The 14,794-nt window shown below is 73.1% G+C and carries 17 protein-coding genes and 1 pseudogene; 11 read left to right on the top strand and 7 right to left on the bottom strand.

Annotated elements, in window-relative coordinates:
• Positions 1-70: 70 nt before the first annotated feature.
• The 3 genes and pseudogenes from ACNAW0_RS28420 to tnpA all read left to right on the top strand — a co-directional run.
• Complete coding sequence (locus ACNAW0_RS28420; RefSeq protein ID WP_416291103.1) at positions 71-244, top strand: transposase; 174 nt, start codon at positions 71-73, stop codon at positions 242-244.
• A gap of 103 nt (positions 245-347) precedes the next feature.
• Entirely contained in the window at positions 348-1,745 is a 1,398-nt protein-coding gene (locus tag ACNAW0_RS28415; RefSeq protein WP_416291101.1) for an IS1380 family transposase, read from the top strand.
• A gap of 124 nt (positions 1,746-1,869) precedes the next feature.
• A pseudogene (gene tnpA / locus ACNAW0_RS28410) lies at positions 1,870-2,141 on the top strand (IS200/IS605 family transposase); the annotation flags it as partial.
• Here the strand turns inward: tnpA and ACNAW0_RS28405 are convergent.
• A complete protein-coding gene (locus ACNAW0_RS28405; RefSeq protein ID WP_416291100.1) occupies positions 2,138-2,338 on the bottom strand; it encodes a hypothetical protein in 201 nt (66 codons plus the stop codon). The pseudogene tnpA and the gene ACNAW0_RS28405 sit on opposite strands and share 4 nt — an antisense overlap.
• Positions 2,339-2,382: 44 nt before the next feature.
• On the opposite strand from ACNAW0_RS28405, the gene ACNAW0_RS28400 reads away from it, so the two are divergent.
• Entirely contained in the window at positions 2,383-3,381 is a 999-nt protein-coding gene (locus tag ACNAW0_RS28400; protein ID WP_416291099.1) for a helix-turn-helix transcriptional regulator, read from the top strand.
• Positions 3,382-3,441: 60 nt separating this feature from the next.
• On the opposite strand, the gene ACNAW0_RS28395 is transcribed toward ACNAW0_RS28400, so the two are convergent.
• Positions 3,442-4,917, bottom strand: a complete 1,476-nt coding sequence (locus ACNAW0_RS28395) for a PLP-dependent aminotransferase family protein (RefSeq protein ID WP_416291098.1) — start codon at positions 4,915-4,917, stop codon at positions 3,442-3,444.
• A gap of 29 nt (positions 4,918-4,946) precedes the next feature.
• On the opposite strand from ACNAW0_RS28395, the gene ACNAW0_RS28390 reads away from it, so the two are divergent.
• The 3 genes from ACNAW0_RS28390 (at position 4,947) to ACNAW0_RS28380 (ending at position 6,895) form a co-directional block, all read left to right on the top strand.
• Entirely contained in the window at positions 4,947-5,558 is a 612-nt protein-coding gene (locus tag ACNAW0_RS28390; protein ID WP_416291097.1) for a LysE family translocator, read from the top strand.
• A 9-nt stretch (positions 5,559-5,567) separates the two neighbouring features.
• Positions 5,568-6,281 carry a B3/4 domain-containing protein gene (locus tag ACNAW0_RS28385; protein ID WP_416291096.1) on the top strand — a complete coding sequence of 238 codons (714 nt, stop codon included), beginning with the start codon at positions 5,568-5,570 and terminating at the stop codon, positions 6,279-6,281.
• 179 nt (positions 6,282-6,460) lie between these two features.
• Positions 6,461-6,895: an archease gene (locus ACNAW0_RS28380; protein WP_416291095.1), complete on the top strand. Its 435-nt coding sequence runs from the start codon at positions 6,461-6,463 to the stop codon at positions 6,893-6,895.
• A gap of 17 nt (positions 6,896-6,912) precedes the next feature.
• On the opposite strand, the gene ACNAW0_RS28375 is transcribed toward ACNAW0_RS28380, so the two are convergent.
• Both ACNAW0_RS28375 and ACNAW0_RS28370 read right to left on the bottom strand, forming a co-directional pair.
• On the bottom strand, positions 6,913-8,331 hold the full coding sequence (locus ACNAW0_RS28375; protein ID WP_416291094.1) for an RtcB family protein: 1,419 nt from the start codon (positions 8,329-8,331) through the stop codon (positions 6,913-6,915).
• A gap of 62 nt (positions 8,332-8,393) precedes the next feature.
• On the bottom strand, positions 8,394-9,002 hold the full coding sequence (locus ACNAW0_RS28370) for a hypothetical protein (protein WP_416291093.1): 609 nt from the start codon (positions 9,000-9,002) through the stop codon (positions 8,394-8,396).
• A 315-nt stretch (positions 9,003-9,317) separates the two neighbouring features.
• Between ACNAW0_RS28370 and ACNAW0_RS28365 the strand changes: the two genes are divergently transcribed.
• Together ACNAW0_RS28365 and ACNAW0_RS28360 are read left to right on the top strand one after the other, a co-directional pair.
• Positions 9,318-10,196, top strand: a complete 879-nt coding sequence (locus tag ACNAW0_RS28365; protein WP_416291092.1) for a pentapeptide repeat-containing protein — start codon at positions 9,318-9,320, stop codon at positions 10,194-10,196.
• Between the two features lie 212 nt (positions 10,197-10,408).
• A complete protein-coding gene (locus ACNAW0_RS28360) occupies positions 10,409-10,645 on the top strand; it encodes a preprotein translocase YidC (protein ID WP_416291091.1) in 237 nt (78 codons plus the stop codon).
• 49 nt (positions 10,646-10,694) lie between these two features.
• Here the strand turns inward: ACNAW0_RS28360 and rnhA are convergent, their stop codons facing one another.
• Positions 10,695-11,171, bottom strand: coding sequence for a ribonuclease HI (gene rnhA, locus ACNAW0_RS28355; RefSeq protein ID WP_416291090.1), 477 nt, complete (start codon positions 11,169-11,171; stop codon positions 10,695-10,697).
• A 157-nt stretch (positions 11,172-11,328) separates the two neighbouring features.
• Between rnhA and ACNAW0_RS28350 the strand changes: the two genes are divergently transcribed.
• Positions 11,329-12,441, top strand: coding sequence for a serine hydrolase domain-containing protein (locus ACNAW0_RS28350; RefSeq protein ID WP_416291089.1), 1,113 nt, complete (start codon positions 11,329-11,331; stop codon positions 12,439-12,441).
• 19 nt (positions 12,442-12,460) lie between these two features.
• On the opposite strand, the gene ACNAW0_RS28345 is transcribed toward ACNAW0_RS28350, so the two are convergent.
• The gene (locus tag ACNAW0_RS28345) at positions 12,461-13,678 is read right to left on the bottom strand and encodes a lycopene cyclase family protein (protein ID WP_416291102.1); all 1,218 of its coding nucleotides are present in this window, start codon (positions 13,676-13,678) and stop codon (positions 12,461-12,463) included.
• A 79-nt stretch (positions 13,679-13,757) separates the two neighbouring features.
• On the opposite strand from ACNAW0_RS28345, the gene ACNAW0_RS28340 reads away from it, so the two are divergent.
• The gene (locus tag ACNAW0_RS28340; RefSeq protein WP_416291088.1) at positions 13,758-14,018 is read left to right on the top strand and encodes a hypothetical protein; all 261 of its coding nucleotides are present in this window, start codon (positions 13,758-13,760) and stop codon (positions 14,016-14,018) included.
• 113 nt (positions 14,019-14,131) lie between these two features.
• Here ACNAW0_RS28340 and ACNAW0_RS28335 read toward each other — a convergent pair whose 3' ends face one another.
• Positions 14,132-14,617 (bottom strand): hypothetical protein, encoded by a 486-nt coding sequence (locus ACNAW0_RS28335; protein WP_416291087.1) that lies wholly within the window; start codon positions 14,615-14,617, stop codon positions 14,132-14,134.
• Positions 14,618-14,794: the final 177 nt, after the last annotated feature.

Below are 14,794 nucleotides of genomic sequence, written 5' to 3'. Positions count from 1 at the left end.
TCCTCGGTGGGATACAGCCGGTACTTCCGACCCAAGTCCGCCGTCACGCTCCACATCGTACACGCGTTCTATTTACCCGGTTCGCACCGGCAGACATTGCACTTTCCTACTTCACGCCCACTTGGTCTTCGTCACGAAATACCGAGCACCGGTCTTCACCGACGAACACCTGCACTACCTCGAACAGGTAATGCGCCAGGTATGCGAACAATTCGAGTGCGAACTAACCTCGGCCCTTCGTTAAGGGCCGTCCCGTTCCTTGATCGAAATGAAGGAAGTGCCCTCTGATCTGGGATGATCTGGCTTGTCGAAGGCCCTGATCGCCCGTCTCGGAAGGCACTTGCCAGGTGAAGAGTACCGGAGCACGCCCGAAGGTCATGGTGAGCGGCGACGGGAGGGGCGTGGTCGGTCACGCCGGTGCCCGCCTACTGGCCGATCTCGCGGACGCCACCGGCCTGACCAGCGCGTTCAGTGAGTCCCTGGCCGGGCTGCGGCAGCGGCGGGGTGGCCACGACCCGGGCAGAATCGCGGTCGACCTCGCGGTGATGATCGCCGACGGGGGCGAGGCGATCGCTGATCTGGCGGTGCTGCGGGACCAGGCGGACCTGTTCGGTGCGGTGGCCTCCGACCCGACCGCCTGGCGGCTTCTGTCGACGTTGGACGGTGAGATGCTCGCTGCGCTGGGCGCGGCCCGGGCCCACGCTCGTCAGGTGGCCTGGGCGCAGCTGGCAGAGACCCGTGGTGGGTTGCCGTCGGTGACGGTAGCCGGGCAGCAGGTGCCCGGCCTGGTCCTGGACCTGGACGCCTCCATCGTGATCTGCCACTCGGAGAAGGAGTCCGCCACCCGCACGTGGAAGAAGACCTTCGGCTACCACCCGCTGTTCTGCTTCCTAGACAACACCAGGGAAGCCCTCGCCGGGCTGCTGCGCGAGGGTCGGGCCGGTTCGAACACCACCACCGACCACATCCACGTGCTTGACGCCGCCTTGGCGCAGATCCCGGACGTGCACCGGCACGGCACCTCGATCCTCATCCGCAGTGACTCGGCCGGCTGCACCCAGGGGTTCCTGGCTCACATCCGCAGCCTGCGCACCCAGCACCTGGACACTTCCTTCTCTGTCGGAGCCGCGATCACCGAGCCGGTCCGCGACGCGATCCGGCAGGCCACCGACTGGATCCCTGCCCTCAATGCCGACGGCGAACCACGCGACAGCGCCGAGATCCGCGAGATCACCGGCGCTGTCCCCGCCGACGGCTACCCGGCCGGGACCCGGTTCATCGTCCGCCGGGAACGCCCGCACCCCGGCGCGCAACTGACCCTGTTCGACACCATCGAAGGCTGGCGCCACCAGGTCATGGCCACCGACACCCCAGTCGGCGCAGGGTCGATCCAGTACCTGGAGGCCCGCCACCGCGGCCACGCCCGCGTCGAGGGCCGCATCCGCACCGGCAAGGACACCGGCTTCGGTCGCTTCCCGTCCCGAGTGTTCGCGATCAACGCCGCCTGGCTGCAACTCGCACTGACCGGCATCGACCTACTCGCCTGGACCCAAGTCCTGCTACTCGACGGCGACCTCGCCGCCGCCGAACCCAAGAAGCTGCGCTACCGGCTACTGCACGTACCCGCCCGCATCACCCGCTCCGCCCGCCGCACCCGACTACGCATTGCCGAGCACTGGCCCTGGACCCAGCAACTGGTCACCGCGTTCAGCCACCTCGCCGGGCTACCCCGACCCACCACCTGAACCCGGCCGCCCCGCCCCGACGAGCAACCCGAGGGACCCGGCCATGCGCCGGGCCATCACCATGCCCACACTCGACCAACCGCAGACAGAGATCAACTAATGCCCGAACGATCCATGATCAACCACTAGCGAAAGACCGAGGCTAATCGAGTTCAACGGCAAGGACAACCACGTCCACCTACTGGTGAACTTCCCACCCAAAGTGGCCCTGTCCAAGCTCGTCAACTCCCTCAAAGGCGTGTCCTCCCGCTACCTACGCCGCGACTACCCCAACACCCGCCGCCACTTCTGGCGCGGCACCCGACTATGGTCCGGCTCCTACTTCGCCGGCTCGTCCAAGGCGCACCCCTGTCAGTCCTGCACCAGTACATCGAGCAGCAGAACCAGCCGGGTTAAAGCACGCTCGACCTTGGCGGCCCTCCCGCGCGGGCCTTCACCCCCGCGCACTGGCCCGCATCCTGGTAGGCGTGGGCGGCCTCGACCACCTCCGGTTCGAGGCGCCGGTCCGGCTGGTCGATGTAGTAGCGCTTGACCTGCCGGCCGGCGACCTCGACGGTCCCCGGCACGGTCAGTTCCTTGTCGTGGACAGCCATGCCCGCACCGTAGGAGCGCTCCCCTGACAGCTAATGTCAGTGGAATGCGGGCCAGCCGTCTCCTTTCCATCCTGCTGCTGCTCCAGGCTCACGGCCGGCTCACCGCCGCCGAGCTGGCGCGCCGCCTGGAGGTCTCGGTCCGCACCATCTACCGGGACGTCGAGTCGCTGCACGCCGCGGGCATCCCGCTGTACGGCGAGGCCGGCCACGCCGGCGGCTACCAGCTCGTCGACGGCTGGCGGACCCGGCTGACCGGGCTCACCGCCGAGAAGGCCGACGGGCTGCTCTTCGCCGGGCTGCCCGGGCCGGCCGCCGAGCTGGGCTACCAGTCGGTCGTCGCCACCGTCCAGCTCAAGCTGCGAGCCGCGCTGCCGCCCCCGCTCGCCGACCGGGCCGCCCGGCTCGAACAGCGATTCCACCTGGACACCCCGGGCTGGTATTCCGACGGGGACCCGTCGCCGTACCTGGCGCCGACGGCGGAGGCGGTGTGGCGCCAGCACCGGATCCGGGTCCGCTATCGCAGCTGGACCGGCGAGGTGACCCGGGTCCTCGAACCGTACGGCCTGGTGCTCAAGGGCGGCCGCTGGTACGTGGTGGCGGCCCGACCGGACCGAGCGGAGCCGGCCACCTACCGGGTCAACCAGATCCTCGACCTGACCCCGCTGAACGAGCCGTTCGACCGGCCCGAGTTCGACCTGCCCGGCTGGTGGCGGGCGCACGTGGCGGACTTCCGGGCCCGGCTGCACCGGGACGAGGCGACCATCCGGCTCTCCCCGTGGGGGCGGGAACGGCTGCGGGAGATCGCCAGCGACACCCTCGTCGCCGCGGTGGACGCGACCGCCGGCCCACCAGACCAGGCCGGCTGGGTGCACGCCGTCATCCCGATCGAATCGCTCACCCACGCCCACGGCGACCTGCTTCGGCTCGGCGCCGACGTGGAGGTCCTGTCCGCCGCCGCGCTGCGTGACCGCCTCGCCGACACGGCCACCGCCCTCGCCGCGCTCTACCAGCAAGCCCGCCCTGGCCCACCCCCCGCCTGGTGATCGTCCGGTGTTGATCTCCTAAGGCGCAAACCTCCTGATCACTGAGGCTTCCTACCGAAGTCAGGAGAGGGCGCGCAGGGCTGCGGCGACGGCGGTGATGCCGCGCTCGATGTCGCCGGCTGGGTTGGCGGCGTAGCCGAGCACCAGGCCGGGCGGTTGCGGTAGCTGCCCGTGCCAGGACAGCGGCTGCACCTTGACGCCCCGGCGTAGCGCCGCGGCGGCCAACGCCACGTCGTCGAGGCCGTCGTGCAGGGTGACCATCAGGTGCAGGCCGGCGGCGGCGCCGTGCACGACCGCCCCGGGCAGGTGGTCGCCGATGGCGCGGATCATCGCGTCGCGGCGGCGTACGTGCCGGCGGCGCAGCAGCCGCAGGTGGCGTTCCAGCGCGCCGGAGTCCATCAGCTCAGCCAGCACGAGCTGGGGCAGCGCGGCGTTGCCGAGATCGGCCATCCGCTTGGCCGCGACCAGCGCCGGGTGGTACCGCTGCGGCACCAGCACCCAGCCCATCCGCAGCGCGGGAGCGAGGAGCTTCGAAACGCTGCCGGTGTAGCAGACCTGCTTGGGGAGCATGCCGCGCAACGCCGGCACGGGCGGGCGGTCGTAGCGGTGCTCGGCGTCGTAGTCGTCCTCGATGACCAGGCCGCCCCGCTGCGCCCAGCGCAGCAGCCGGCGGCGCCGATCCCCGTTGAGCACCACCCCGGTCGGGAACTGGTGCGCGGGGGTGAGCATCACCGCTGGGGCGCCGGTGGCCTCCAGCCGGTCGACGCGCAGGCCGTGCCCGTCGACCGGGACGGGCGGGGTGTCCAGCCGCCAGTTGCGTAGGTGCTGGCGTACGCCGAGGGAGCCGGGGTCCTCCACCGCCACGGTGTGGATGCCGTCCGCGTGCAGCACCTGGGCGAGCAGGCCGAGTGCCTGGGACACCCCGCCGACGATCACCACCTCGGCCGGGTCGACCCGGATGCCCCGGTTGCGGGCCAGCCAGGTGGCGACCGCAAGCCGCAGCGCGGGTGTGCCGGTCGGGTCCCCGTACCCGAAGTCGGCGGGCGTGAGGCGGTGCAGCACGGCGCGTTCCGCGTGCAGCCAGGCCGCGCGGGGAAAGGCCGCGAGATCGGGTACGCCGGGCGTCAGGTCGAGTTCCGCCGGGGCGGTACGCAGCGCGTCGAAGACGTCGATGCCCGGCTGGCCAGTGAACACCTCGGCCCGGGCGGGCGGCTGCGGTGCGGAGTTAACCACCTCGGCGGGCGTGGCCACGACGACGGTGCCGGCCCGGCCGCGCCCCACCACGTGACCGTCCTCGGTGAGCCGCTGGTACGCCTCGGTCACCACCCCCCTGGAGACGCCCAGTTCGGCGGCGAGCACCCGGCTGGCCGGCAGGCGGGCGCCCATCGGCACCCGGCCGTCGGCGATGGCTGCCCGCAGCCGCGCGGCGAGCCAGTCGGCGCGCCCACCGGGCGGGGCCTGACCCACGTCGAGCTGGAGGAAATCGGCGCCAGCCGTTATGGACTCCCCGGCAGGCGGTGGTTTGGCCCTGTCCACCGGGCCATTATGGGCGCAGGCTGGACGGCATGACCATCGCCTTCCTGCTGACCACGCTGGTCGTGGTGCTCACCCCGGGCACCGGGGTGGTGTACACGCTCTCCACCGCGCTAACCGCGGGCCGTCGCGCCGGATTCCTCGCCGCCGTCGGATGCACGATTAGCCTCGTGCCGCATCTGGCGGCTGCGGTCACCGGCCTGGCCGCCGTGCTGCGGGCCGGCACCCCGGCGTTCCGGGTGGTGACCTGGCTGGGCGTGGCGTACCTGCTGTGGATGGCCTGGTCCGCGTTGCGCGACCGGGGGCCACTGCCGATCGACGAGGGCCGCCCGCCCCGATCGGCCGCCCGGGTGATCCGCGACGGGGTGCTGGTGAACCTGCTCAACCCCAAGGTGACCGTGTTCTTCGTGGCCTTCCTGCCGCAGTTCGTGCCTCCGGACGCGCCCGCGGCCACCAGCCGGATGCTGCTGCACGGCGTGGTCTTCATGCTGGCCACGCTCGTCGCCTTCGCCAGCTTCGGTGTGCTGGCCGGCACGCTGCGGCGTCGGGTCCTCGCCCGGCCCCGGCTGACCACGCTGCTGCGACACGGTTTCGCCGGCAGCTTCCTCGCGCTGGGCCTCGGCCTGGCCCTCACCGTCCGATAGGAGCATGCCGTGCGCTTCCAGCACGCCCCGCAGGTCTGGTCGGCATTTCCCGAACTGGTCTGCGGTGTCCTGCACGCCACCGGCGTCACCCCCACCGTCGACGTGGGCCCGCTGCTCGCCCGGCACGCCGATACCGCCCGGGCCCGGCTCGCGGCCGGGCCGGAGGGCGGCCTGCCGGAGATTCAGGCATGGCGGCGAGCCTTCGCCCGGATGGGGCTGGCGCCGACCCGCTACCGATGCGCGGCCGAGTCGCTGCTGCGCCGCTTCCGCCGCGACGGTGCCCTGCCCCGGCTGCACCCGCTGGTCGACGTCGGCAACGCCCTCTCCCTCGGGTATGCCGTGCCGGTGGCCGTCCTTGACGCCGAGCGGATCGTCGGCGACCTGGCGGTGCGGCCGGCCAGCGGCGAGGAGACCTACCTGACCCTCGGCAGCGGCGAGGACGAGTGCCCCGAGCCGGGCGAGGTGATCTTCGCGGACTCGGCCGGCCGGGCGCACTCTCGACGCTGGACGCACCGGCAGAGCGGCTGGTCGGCGGTCCGCGACGACACCACCGAGGTGCTGGTGGTCATCGAGGCGCTGCACGACGGCGCGGCGGAGACGGTGCCCCGGATGCTCGCGGAGCTGTCAGCGGCCCTGGAGGACGTGTGGCGGACGCCGGTTCGGACTGCGCTGCTGACCGTCGAGGCGCCGGTCTTCTCGGTGGCACGGGCGACGGCCGGCTGAGGGGCGCTCCCGACGGCAGCGCCACCAGGTGTTATCCGGCCGGCCGCGGGCCAGGGGACGGCCGGCTCGCTGAGCGGCACGGTCGCGGCGTCGGAATCGTCGGCGATCGTGTCCGCCCCCTGTCTGTCGGATGCGACAAAACCGGCTGGGCAGCCGACCGGTGGCGGCATGATCGGATGATGGAGCGACGACCGGCGCGGGGGCACCGGAACGTGCCGCACACCGCCGACGTGCGGATCGAGGCGTGGGCGCCGGACCGGGAAGGGTGCGTGGCCGAGGCGGTGACCGCGATGCTGGACGGGTTCGTCGACACCGTCGGCGCGACGGCGGACGCGGCGGCCGAGGCCGAGTTCGCCGTGCCGCCCGCCGACGACGCGGACCTGCTGGTCGCCGTCCTCGACGAGGTGATTTTCCGGTTGGACACGGCGGGCGTGTTGCCGCTGGCCACCGAGGTGCGCCCGGCGGACGGCGGCGGGCTGCTGGTGCGGTGGTGGACGGTCGACGCCGACGCGGTGGAGTTGGTCGGCGCGGTACCCAAGGCGGTGTCCCTGCACGAGCTGCGCTTCGGCCCCGACCGGGAGGGCTGGTCCTGCGCGGTGACGCTCGACGTGTAACCGGCTGATGCGCCAGGTCAGCCTTTCACCACGCCGACCGGTACGAGCCGGGCCACCCGCCGACAGAGTCCGGCCCCCTCGGTGGCTTCGATGACGGCGTTGATGTCCTTGTACGCGGTCGGCATCTCCTCGGCCAGTCCGCGCCGGGACTTGCCGCGCACCGCGATGTCCTGCGCCTCCAGTTCCCGGCGCGGGTCATGCCCGCGTACCGCCTTGGTGGCCTGCTTGCGGCTCTGCGTACGGCCGGCGCCGTGGCAGGTGGAGGCGAAGGCGGGTGCCCCCGGCGTCCCGACCAGCACGTACGAGTCGGTCCCCATCGATCCGGGGATCAGCACCGGCTGCCCGACCGCGCGCAGGTCGTCCGGCAGTTCCGGGTGGCCCGGCGGCAACGCCCGGGTGGCGCCCTTGCGGTGCACGCAGAGCCGCCGCTGCTCGCCGTCGACACCGTGGGTCTCGATCTTCGCGAGGTTGTGCGAGACGTCGTACACCAGGCTCAGGTCGCTCCCGGTGATCCGCTCGAAGACGTGGCGGGCCGCGTGGTGCAGCAGTTGCCGGTTGGCCCGCGCGTAGTTCGCCGCGGCGGCCATCGCCCCGAGGTAGGCCCGCCCCTCGTGGGACGACACCGGCGCGCAGGCGAGCTGCCGGTCGGGCACATGGATGCCGTATCCGGGCATCACCTTCTCCATGGCGTGGACGTAGTCGGTGCAGATCTGGTGGCCGAGGCCGCGCGAGCCACAGTGGATCATCACGCAGACCTGTCCTGCCCGCAGCCCGAACGCGTCGGCCACCGGCTCGTCGTACACCTCCTCCACGGCCTGCACCTCGAGGAAGTGGTTGCCCGAGCCGAGGCTGCCGACCTGTCCCGCGCCCCGTTGCACGGCCCGCTGGCTCACCTGGGCCGGGTTCGCGTCGCCGACCGCGCCGTAGTCCTCGCAGCGGTCCAGGTCGCGCCGCACCCCGTAGCCGCGCTCGACGGCGTACCGGGAGCCGCCGCGCAGCAGTGCGTCGAGCTCCGTGCCGTCGGCCAGGTGCCACACCGCGCCCTTGCCCATGCCGCGGGGGGTGGCCTCGCTCAGGCTGTCCATCAGCGCGTCGAGGCGGGGACGCAGTTCGGCGCGGTCGAGGCTCGCGGCGAGCAGCCGCACACCGCAGGAGATGTCGAAGCCGACCCCGCCGGGCGAGACCACCCCGCCGGCCTCGACGTCGGTGGCGGCGACCCCGCCGATCGGGAAGCCGTAACCCAGGTGCACGTCCGGCATGGCGTAGGAGGCGCCGACGATGCCGGGCAGGGTGGCCACGTTCGCCACCTGCTCCAGCGACCTGTCCGCCCCGGCGTCCGGCAACAGCGACCGGGACGCGAAGACCACGCCCGGGACCCGCATCGGATCATGCCGGTCGATCCGGAACCGGTACGGTGACTCCTCCACCAGCTCCATGGCGTCGGGCTACCCCGCTCCCGGGGCGGTTACACCCGGTCTGGTGGAAATCTCCTACCGGCTCACCCGCCGATCGAGATCGACGCCCGGTTGATGTACGCGACCTGGACGGCGAAGGCCGCGAACGCCACCACCACGCCGATCCCGATCGCCAGTCCGGGTGAGGCGGCGCCCAGCCCGCTCAGGAGGGTGGCGCCGAGCCCGATCAGCAGCGCGTTGACCGCGCCGACGAACGCGGCCGTGGTCAGCAGCATCTGCCCGCGTCCGGGGCGGCTGCCCACTGCCGCCCACACCGTTTCCATGCCGCCCCCGCCGACCACGGCATCGGCAAAGAAGTCCTGGTCGCCGGCGTACCGCCGGTGGTACCACGCGCGGATCCGCTGGATGCGCTGGATGTCCAGCGTGTTCTCCACCATGCTCTGGACCAGCCGGACGAAGGTCAGCAGTCCGCTGATCACCAGGGTCGGCAGCACCGCACCGAGGTACGGCTTGAGTAGGTGCCCGCTGCTGGAGACGAAGCCGAGCCCGATCAGCGCGGCGGAGAGCATCGACATGAAGATCGTCGCCCGTCCCACCGACTCGGCGATCGTGGCGCTGCGCGAGGTCTGCAGCACAAAGTGCTCGGTGGTGACGGCGGTGAGCAGGGCCTGCTCCCGCGCGTCCTCGTCCATCTCGCGGCCCCCTTCCCCACCGCCACGATACGGAACCACGCCGCATCCGAGGGCAGAACGGGCATCACAGGCGGGGGCGCCCACCCCGGTGGCCGGCCTCGCCGCCGCGCCCTGGGCAGCCCGCACCGGTCCGGCTCCGGCCAGGCCGGCGGCAACGGCCGGCTCGTACGGCCCGCCGTCGGGCGACCGCTGCCCGGGCACGCCGACCGACCCGGCCGCTGGGCAGCTGCGGCAGGAGCGGGAGAATGGCACCCGGGCGCGGCAGTCGCGGCCGGCGGTGGTGACACGGCGGGAGGCAGGGGCAGGGTGTCCGAGGTGGCGGAACGGCGGGCGGCGGCGGGCGGAAAGCATGAGCTGCAGGCCGACTGCGCCCGGTGCTTCGGGATCTGCTGCGTCGCGCCGGCGTTCGCCGCCTCCGCCGACTTCGCCATCGACAAGCCGGCCGGTCGGCCCTGCCCGAACCTGCGCGCCGACTCCCGCTGCGGCATCCACCGCGACCTGCGCCAACGCGGCTTCCCCGGCTGCACGGTCTTCGACTGCTTCGGGGCCGGCCAGCACGTCGCGCAGGGCACCTTCGGCGGGCGGGACTGGCGCGACGACCCGGCCACCGCGCGACGCATGTTCGACACCTTCGCCGTGATGCGGCCGCTGCACGAACTGCTCTGGTACCTCACCGAGGCCCTCGCGCTGACCCCGGCCGGCCCGCTGCGGGACGACCTGACCGCCGCCCTGGCGGACACCGGACGGCTCGCCGACGGCACCCCCGACCAACTGCTCGCCCTCGACGTCGACGCGCACCGGGACCGGATCAACCGGCTGCTGTCCCGGGCCGGCGACCAGGCCCGGGCCGGCCGGGCCGGCGCCGACCGGCGCGGAGCGGTGCTGATCGGGACGGACCTACGCCGGGCCGGACTGGCCGGGGCAAACCTGCGCGGGGCCTGCCTGATCGGCGCCGACCTACGCGAGGTCGACCTGGGCGCGGCGGACCTGACCGGCGCCGACCTGCGGGGTGCCGATCTGCGCGGCGCCGACCTCGGGCGGTGCCTGTTCGTCCACCAGTCGCAGGTCGACGCCGCCCGCGGCGACCACCGGACGGTCCTGCCGCCGGGCCTGCGCCGCCCCGCGCACTGGTCGCTCACGATCACCCCGGCCCGGGCGCCGCGCGGGCGGCCCGCCGGACGCCGCCGACACTGACCGCCGGCCGTCGGGCGGGCACCGGCGATCCCCTGCCCGGACCGACCGGACCGTGATCGACACGGGGATGCCGCATCCTGGGCGTTTCACCACGCGAACACCGCGCCATGCCGCGCTCCGCCCACCCGGTGCCACACGTTTCGGGGCGTTGGAGTGGGGTAGCCGGAGTCGGCGTCACCGCGGGCGGCGCGGCACCGACGGGAGGCGGACGGGTGGAGTATCGGGTACGCCAGGGCGAGCAGCCAGTCGATCCGGCGCACGCCGAGGACGAGGCCGGCCAGGCCCGGCTGGTCCAGGTCGACGCGGACACGGACGTGCCGGCGCCGGAGCCGGGCGCACCGAAGCCGGACGAGGTCACCGAGGACGACGGCTCCGGGGTGGCCGGCGGAGCGTCAGGCAGCAGCTCCGGCGGCTCATCGATGCCGACGCACCCGGACGCGGCCCGCTGAGCCGACGGCTGCGGCCCAAGTCTCGGGCTGCCGCCCGCCCCGGCGGCGATCACCGGGCGGCCACCGCCTCCGCCCGGGCCTCGGTCATGCCCCGGTTCGCCAGCGCGTCGGCCCGCTCGTTCTCCGGATGCCCATTGTGGCCCTTCACCCACAGCCAGGTCACGTCGTGCCGCGCGCAGGCCGCCTCCAGCCGCTGCCACAGATCGGCGTTCTTGACCGGCTGCTTCGCCGCAGTCAGCCAGCCGTTGCGTTTCCACGACGCCAGCCAGCCGGTGATGCCGTTGCGCACGTACGTGCTGTCGGTATGCAGGCGCACGCTGACCGGCCGGGTCAGGCTCTCCAGCGCACGGATCGCCGCGGTCAGCTCCATCCGGTTGTTCGTCGTCGGCGTCGCCTCGCCGCCGCACAGCTCGCGCTCGTGCTCACCCCAGCGCAGCACCACGCCCCAGCCGCCCGGGCCGGGGTTGCCGCTGCACGCCCCATCGGTCCAGATCTCCACGACCCGACCGGTCGCCGCCTCCGCCATGCCGGCAACCTACCAGGATGCGGCGCCGGGACTTCGTGATGTGGGCAGCGAACCGGCTCTGCGCCCAGCACACGGTCGTCAGCTGCGACGGCCACGCTCCCGGCCGCGGCGGAAATGACCACGACACCCGCAGGACGATCTGGCAGGGTGGGCGAACGTGGACGGGCGCTGGGACGGCCTGCGGGCCGAGGTGCGAAAGACGATCGACGAGCTGGTCTCCTCCGGCGCGGAAGCCGGGGTGCAGGTGGCCGCCTACCTGGACGGGCGGCCGATCGTGCAGGAGCAGGCCGGCCAGGCCGACGCGACCACACGGCGCCCGCTCACCGCCGGCACGCCGGTGCACGCCGTCTCCACCGGCAAGGGACTCACCGCCACCGTGGTCCACGTCCTGACCGAGCAGGGCCGGCTCGACTACGACCTGCCGATCGCCGAGGTGTGGCCGGAGTTCGCCCGGCACGGCAAGGACCGGATTACACTGCGGCACGCCCTCACCCACACCGCCGGGCTGCCGGCGCTCCCCGCCGACGTCACCCGTGAGGACTTCACCGACTGGGAACGGATGTGCTCGCTGCTCGCCGACGCCGAGCCATTGTGGGCCCCCGGCGAGCGGCTCGCGTACCACGCTTGGACGTTCGGCTGGCTCGTCGGGGAGGTGGTCCGGCGGGTCACCGGCCGGCGGATCTCCGAGGTGCTCGCCGACGAGGTAGCCGGACCCCTCGGCGTGCCCGGCGAGCTCTTCCTCGCGGTGCCGGAGGCGGACCTGCCCCGGCTGGCCCGGCTGGAGGACGCCGGCCTGTCGGCGATGATCGCGTACGCGGCCGAGCACCTGCCGAACTTCGACGCGGTGGCCCCGCCCGGCGTACGACCCGACGCGGCGATCGGCAGCCGCCCCGACGTGCTGCGCGCCGACGTGCCGGCGGTCGGCACGATGAGCGCCCGCGCGGTCGCCCGGATGTACGCGGCGCTGCTCGGCCCCGTCGACGGCGTACAGCTGATCTCGCCGAAGCGCCTCCGGGAGGTGTCGGCGGTGGCGGTCCGCGCCGAGGAGTGGGTGTTCGGGCAGGAAGCCACCTTCGGGCTGGGGTACGCGGTGGACGACGACGGTTCCTTCGGTACCGCTGGCAGCGGCGGCAGTCTCGCCTTCGCCTACCCACAGCTGGGGCTGACGGTGGCGGCGGTGCGCAACCGGCTCGGCGCGGGCGACGGCGACCCGATGGAGCAACTCCGGATCCTGATCCGGGACACGGTCGCCCGGGAACTCGGCCAATAGGCCGCGCGGATCGGTCGGGTCACCGGTCGCGCATGTGCCCGACGTTGAGTCTGCGGCGCAGCCGGTCGGTGACGTCGCCGAACACCGCACCGGTCATCGGCAGCAACGGGCTGGACCGCATCACCGCCAGTTCCTCCGCGGGGGTCGTGGTGCCGTCGAGGAACCGCAGCACCCGCTCGGGCGGGTTGCGGTCGAACAGCCGCGCGAAGAAGTCCACCCCGCCGACGTGCCCCCGATCCAGGGCGCGCAGCGCCACCGCGTCCAGCCACCGATGGCGCCGGGGATACGCGGGCGCCGGCACCGGCGGCCGGCCGGCGGCGAGGGCCCGGGCGACCTGGTCGGCCTGCCGCAGCATGGCCGAGAACGTGAAACCGGTGGAGGGGCGGGTGGCGCCGCCGGCGGTGCCGAGGCGGACCACCCGGGGAGACGGGCGGAGGACGAACGGCCCGTCGGTCATCGGGATGACCCCCTGCTCCACCTCGCGCAGCCGCAGCGCGGCCAGGTCCAGGCCGAGCAGGCCGGCGTACCCGCGCAGCGCCGCGTCGTACGCCGCGTCGGCCAGCACGACCGGGGCGAACTCGGTGTACTCGACCAGGGCGTACCGGTCGCTGACCGGGAGCACGTAGCCGAAGGAGACGCCCCGGGCGGGCTGCGGGGTGCGAAGGTCCATCAGCACCGCCCGGTCCGGGTCGAAGGTGGGCCGGTCGGCCGCCAGCCACCAGCCCCGGAAGTGCTGCAACCAGTTGGTCCGCCCGGGCCGGTCCGGCGGGCGGGGGCGGGAGTCGAGCACCCAGCCGGCCCGCAGCAGCACCCGCCCGTCGGGGTCGCGGACGATCACCCGGTGGCCGTCGTCGTGCAACGCGCCGGCCGGTACGCCGATCCGTAGCGCGCCCAGGCGGCGCTCGGCCGCGGCAGCCCGGTCGTAGACCGGGGCGGAGCGGAGCATCGCGTACCGCAGCGGGGTGAGCGGCAGGACACGGCGGCCGGCGGGCGTGACCACGTCGACCCGCGACCAGCTGGCGCTCAGCAGGGGGTCGAGGTCGTCGCCGGGGGCGCCCCAGAACGCCCAGGTACGGTCCTGGCCGCGCTTGCGCACCGGGTCGACCACGGCGACCCGCAGGCCGGCGACGTCGTGCCGGTCCAGGGCGGCCAGGACCAGCGAGGCGGCGCCACCGCCACCCGCCAGCGCGAGGTCGACGTCGACCGGGGATGCGTCCACCCGGCCACGCTGCCATATCTCTGACCCACCGTGCCAGGACCGTTTGCCCCGATATGCCGAGGGAAACCGAGGGGCCGACACACGGGAGGAGCAGAGTATGAAGATCCACGACCCGTCCAGCCAGGCGATGCAGAAGGACTACGAGATTTCCGACATCGAGCGCCTGATGGGCAAGAAGGACTGGAAGAGCTACGACGACGTGATCAACTGGCTGAAACAGGAGGGTGACGAGGACCGACGGTTCACCCCGGGCGAGGTCCAGCACATGATCGACGATTTCTCGCGAATCCAGAGCAAGGGAGTCGCCTTCGTCCATGACCCCGAGCAGCTCTACCAGAAGCTGAAGAGCAGCCGGTAGGCCCTCGGGCCGGCGTCCACGGTTCTCGGCCGGCGTCGGGTCCGCTCCGGCCACGCTGGATCCGGTCATCCGGCGTGGCCGGATACGCCGTCACAATGGTCCCGCTCCGCGGCTCAGGCGACCTTCGCAGGGGTTTCCGGGGCCGCCGGGGCGGGATCGGCGTACGCCGCGGCGACCGTCGCCCGGTCGAAGACCCGCCAGGTCATCGCGGCCACCACCAGCGCGACCACGAACCCCACCCAGTACGGCGCGGTGATCCCGAACCGGTCGGCGGCGACCCCGCCGAGCAGCGCGCCGACACAGTTGCCGCCGGCGGCCAGGAACAGGTTGGTGCTGCCCACCCGACCCAGCAGCGTGGGCGGGGTGAGCCGCTGCCGCAGCGAGTTCGCCACCATGTTCCACAGCGCGCCGTGCACCCCGAACACGAACAGCGCCACCCCGACCACCACGGCGCTGCGGGAGGCGGCCAGGGCCAGGTGCAGGCCGGCCTCGATCAGCAGGCCGACCCGGATCGTCCAGGTGGCGGTGATCGCGGCGACGAGCCGGTCACCGACGGCCGCGCCGAGCAGCCCGCCGACGGCCATGCAGGTGAACAGCACGCCTTGACATCCTCCCCCGCCTAAAGGCGGGAGATTCCCGCTTCCAGCGCCGTGCGTGATCGGCGCTGGGTGGGTGGTCGACAGGGCACCTTTCGATCCCTGTCCCGGACTGCCCGCCCGGGGAGTGGGGGCGCCGCCTCGGCGGCGTCCCTGATGTTGATCGCCGCGTTCACGTCA

Source organism: Micromonospora sp. SL1-18, from assembly GCF_047921505.1.
Classification (GTDB): Bacteria; Actinomycetota; Actinomycetes; order Mycobacteriales; family Micromonosporaceae; genus Micromonospora.
The sequence above is the reverse complement of the archived record's forward strand: the minus strand, read 5'-3'. Positions and strand labels throughout refer to the sequence as shown.

Bases quoted from the DNA above. Each gene is read 5' to 3' on its own strand.
- ACNAW0_RS28340 (WP_416291088.1), top strand. From the start codon at position 13,758: ATGAAGATCCACGACCCGTCCAGCCAGGCGATGCAGAAGGACTACGAG.
- ACNAW0_RS28400 (WP_416291099.1), top strand. From the start codon at position 2,383: ATGCGGGCCAGCCGTCTCCTTTCCATCCTGCTGCTGCTCCAGGCTCAC.
- ACNAW0_RS28375 (WP_416291094.1), bottom strand. From the start codon at position 8,331: ATGGAGCTGGTGGAGGAGTCACCGTACCGGTTCCGGATCGACCGGCAT.
- ACNAW0_RS28390 (WP_416291097.1), top strand. From the start codon at position 4,947: ATGACCATCGCCTTCCTGCTGACCACGCTGGTCGTGGTGCTCACCCCG.
- ACNAW0_RS28380 (WP_416291095.1), top strand. From the start codon at position 6,461: ATGGAGCGACGACCGGCGCGGGGGCACCGGAACGTGCCGCACACCGCC.
- rnhA (WP_416291090.1), bottom strand. From the start codon at position 11,171: ATGGCGGAGGCGGCGACCGGTCGGGTCGTGGAGATCTGGACCGATGGG.
- ACNAW0_RS28405 (WP_416291100.1), bottom strand. From the start codon at position 2,338: ATGGCTGTCCACGACAAGGAACTGACCGTGCCGGGGACCGTCGAGGTC.
- ACNAW0_RS28370 (WP_416291093.1), bottom strand. From the start codon at position 9,002: ATGGACGAGGACGCGCGGGAGCAGGCCCTGCTCACCGCCGTCACCACC.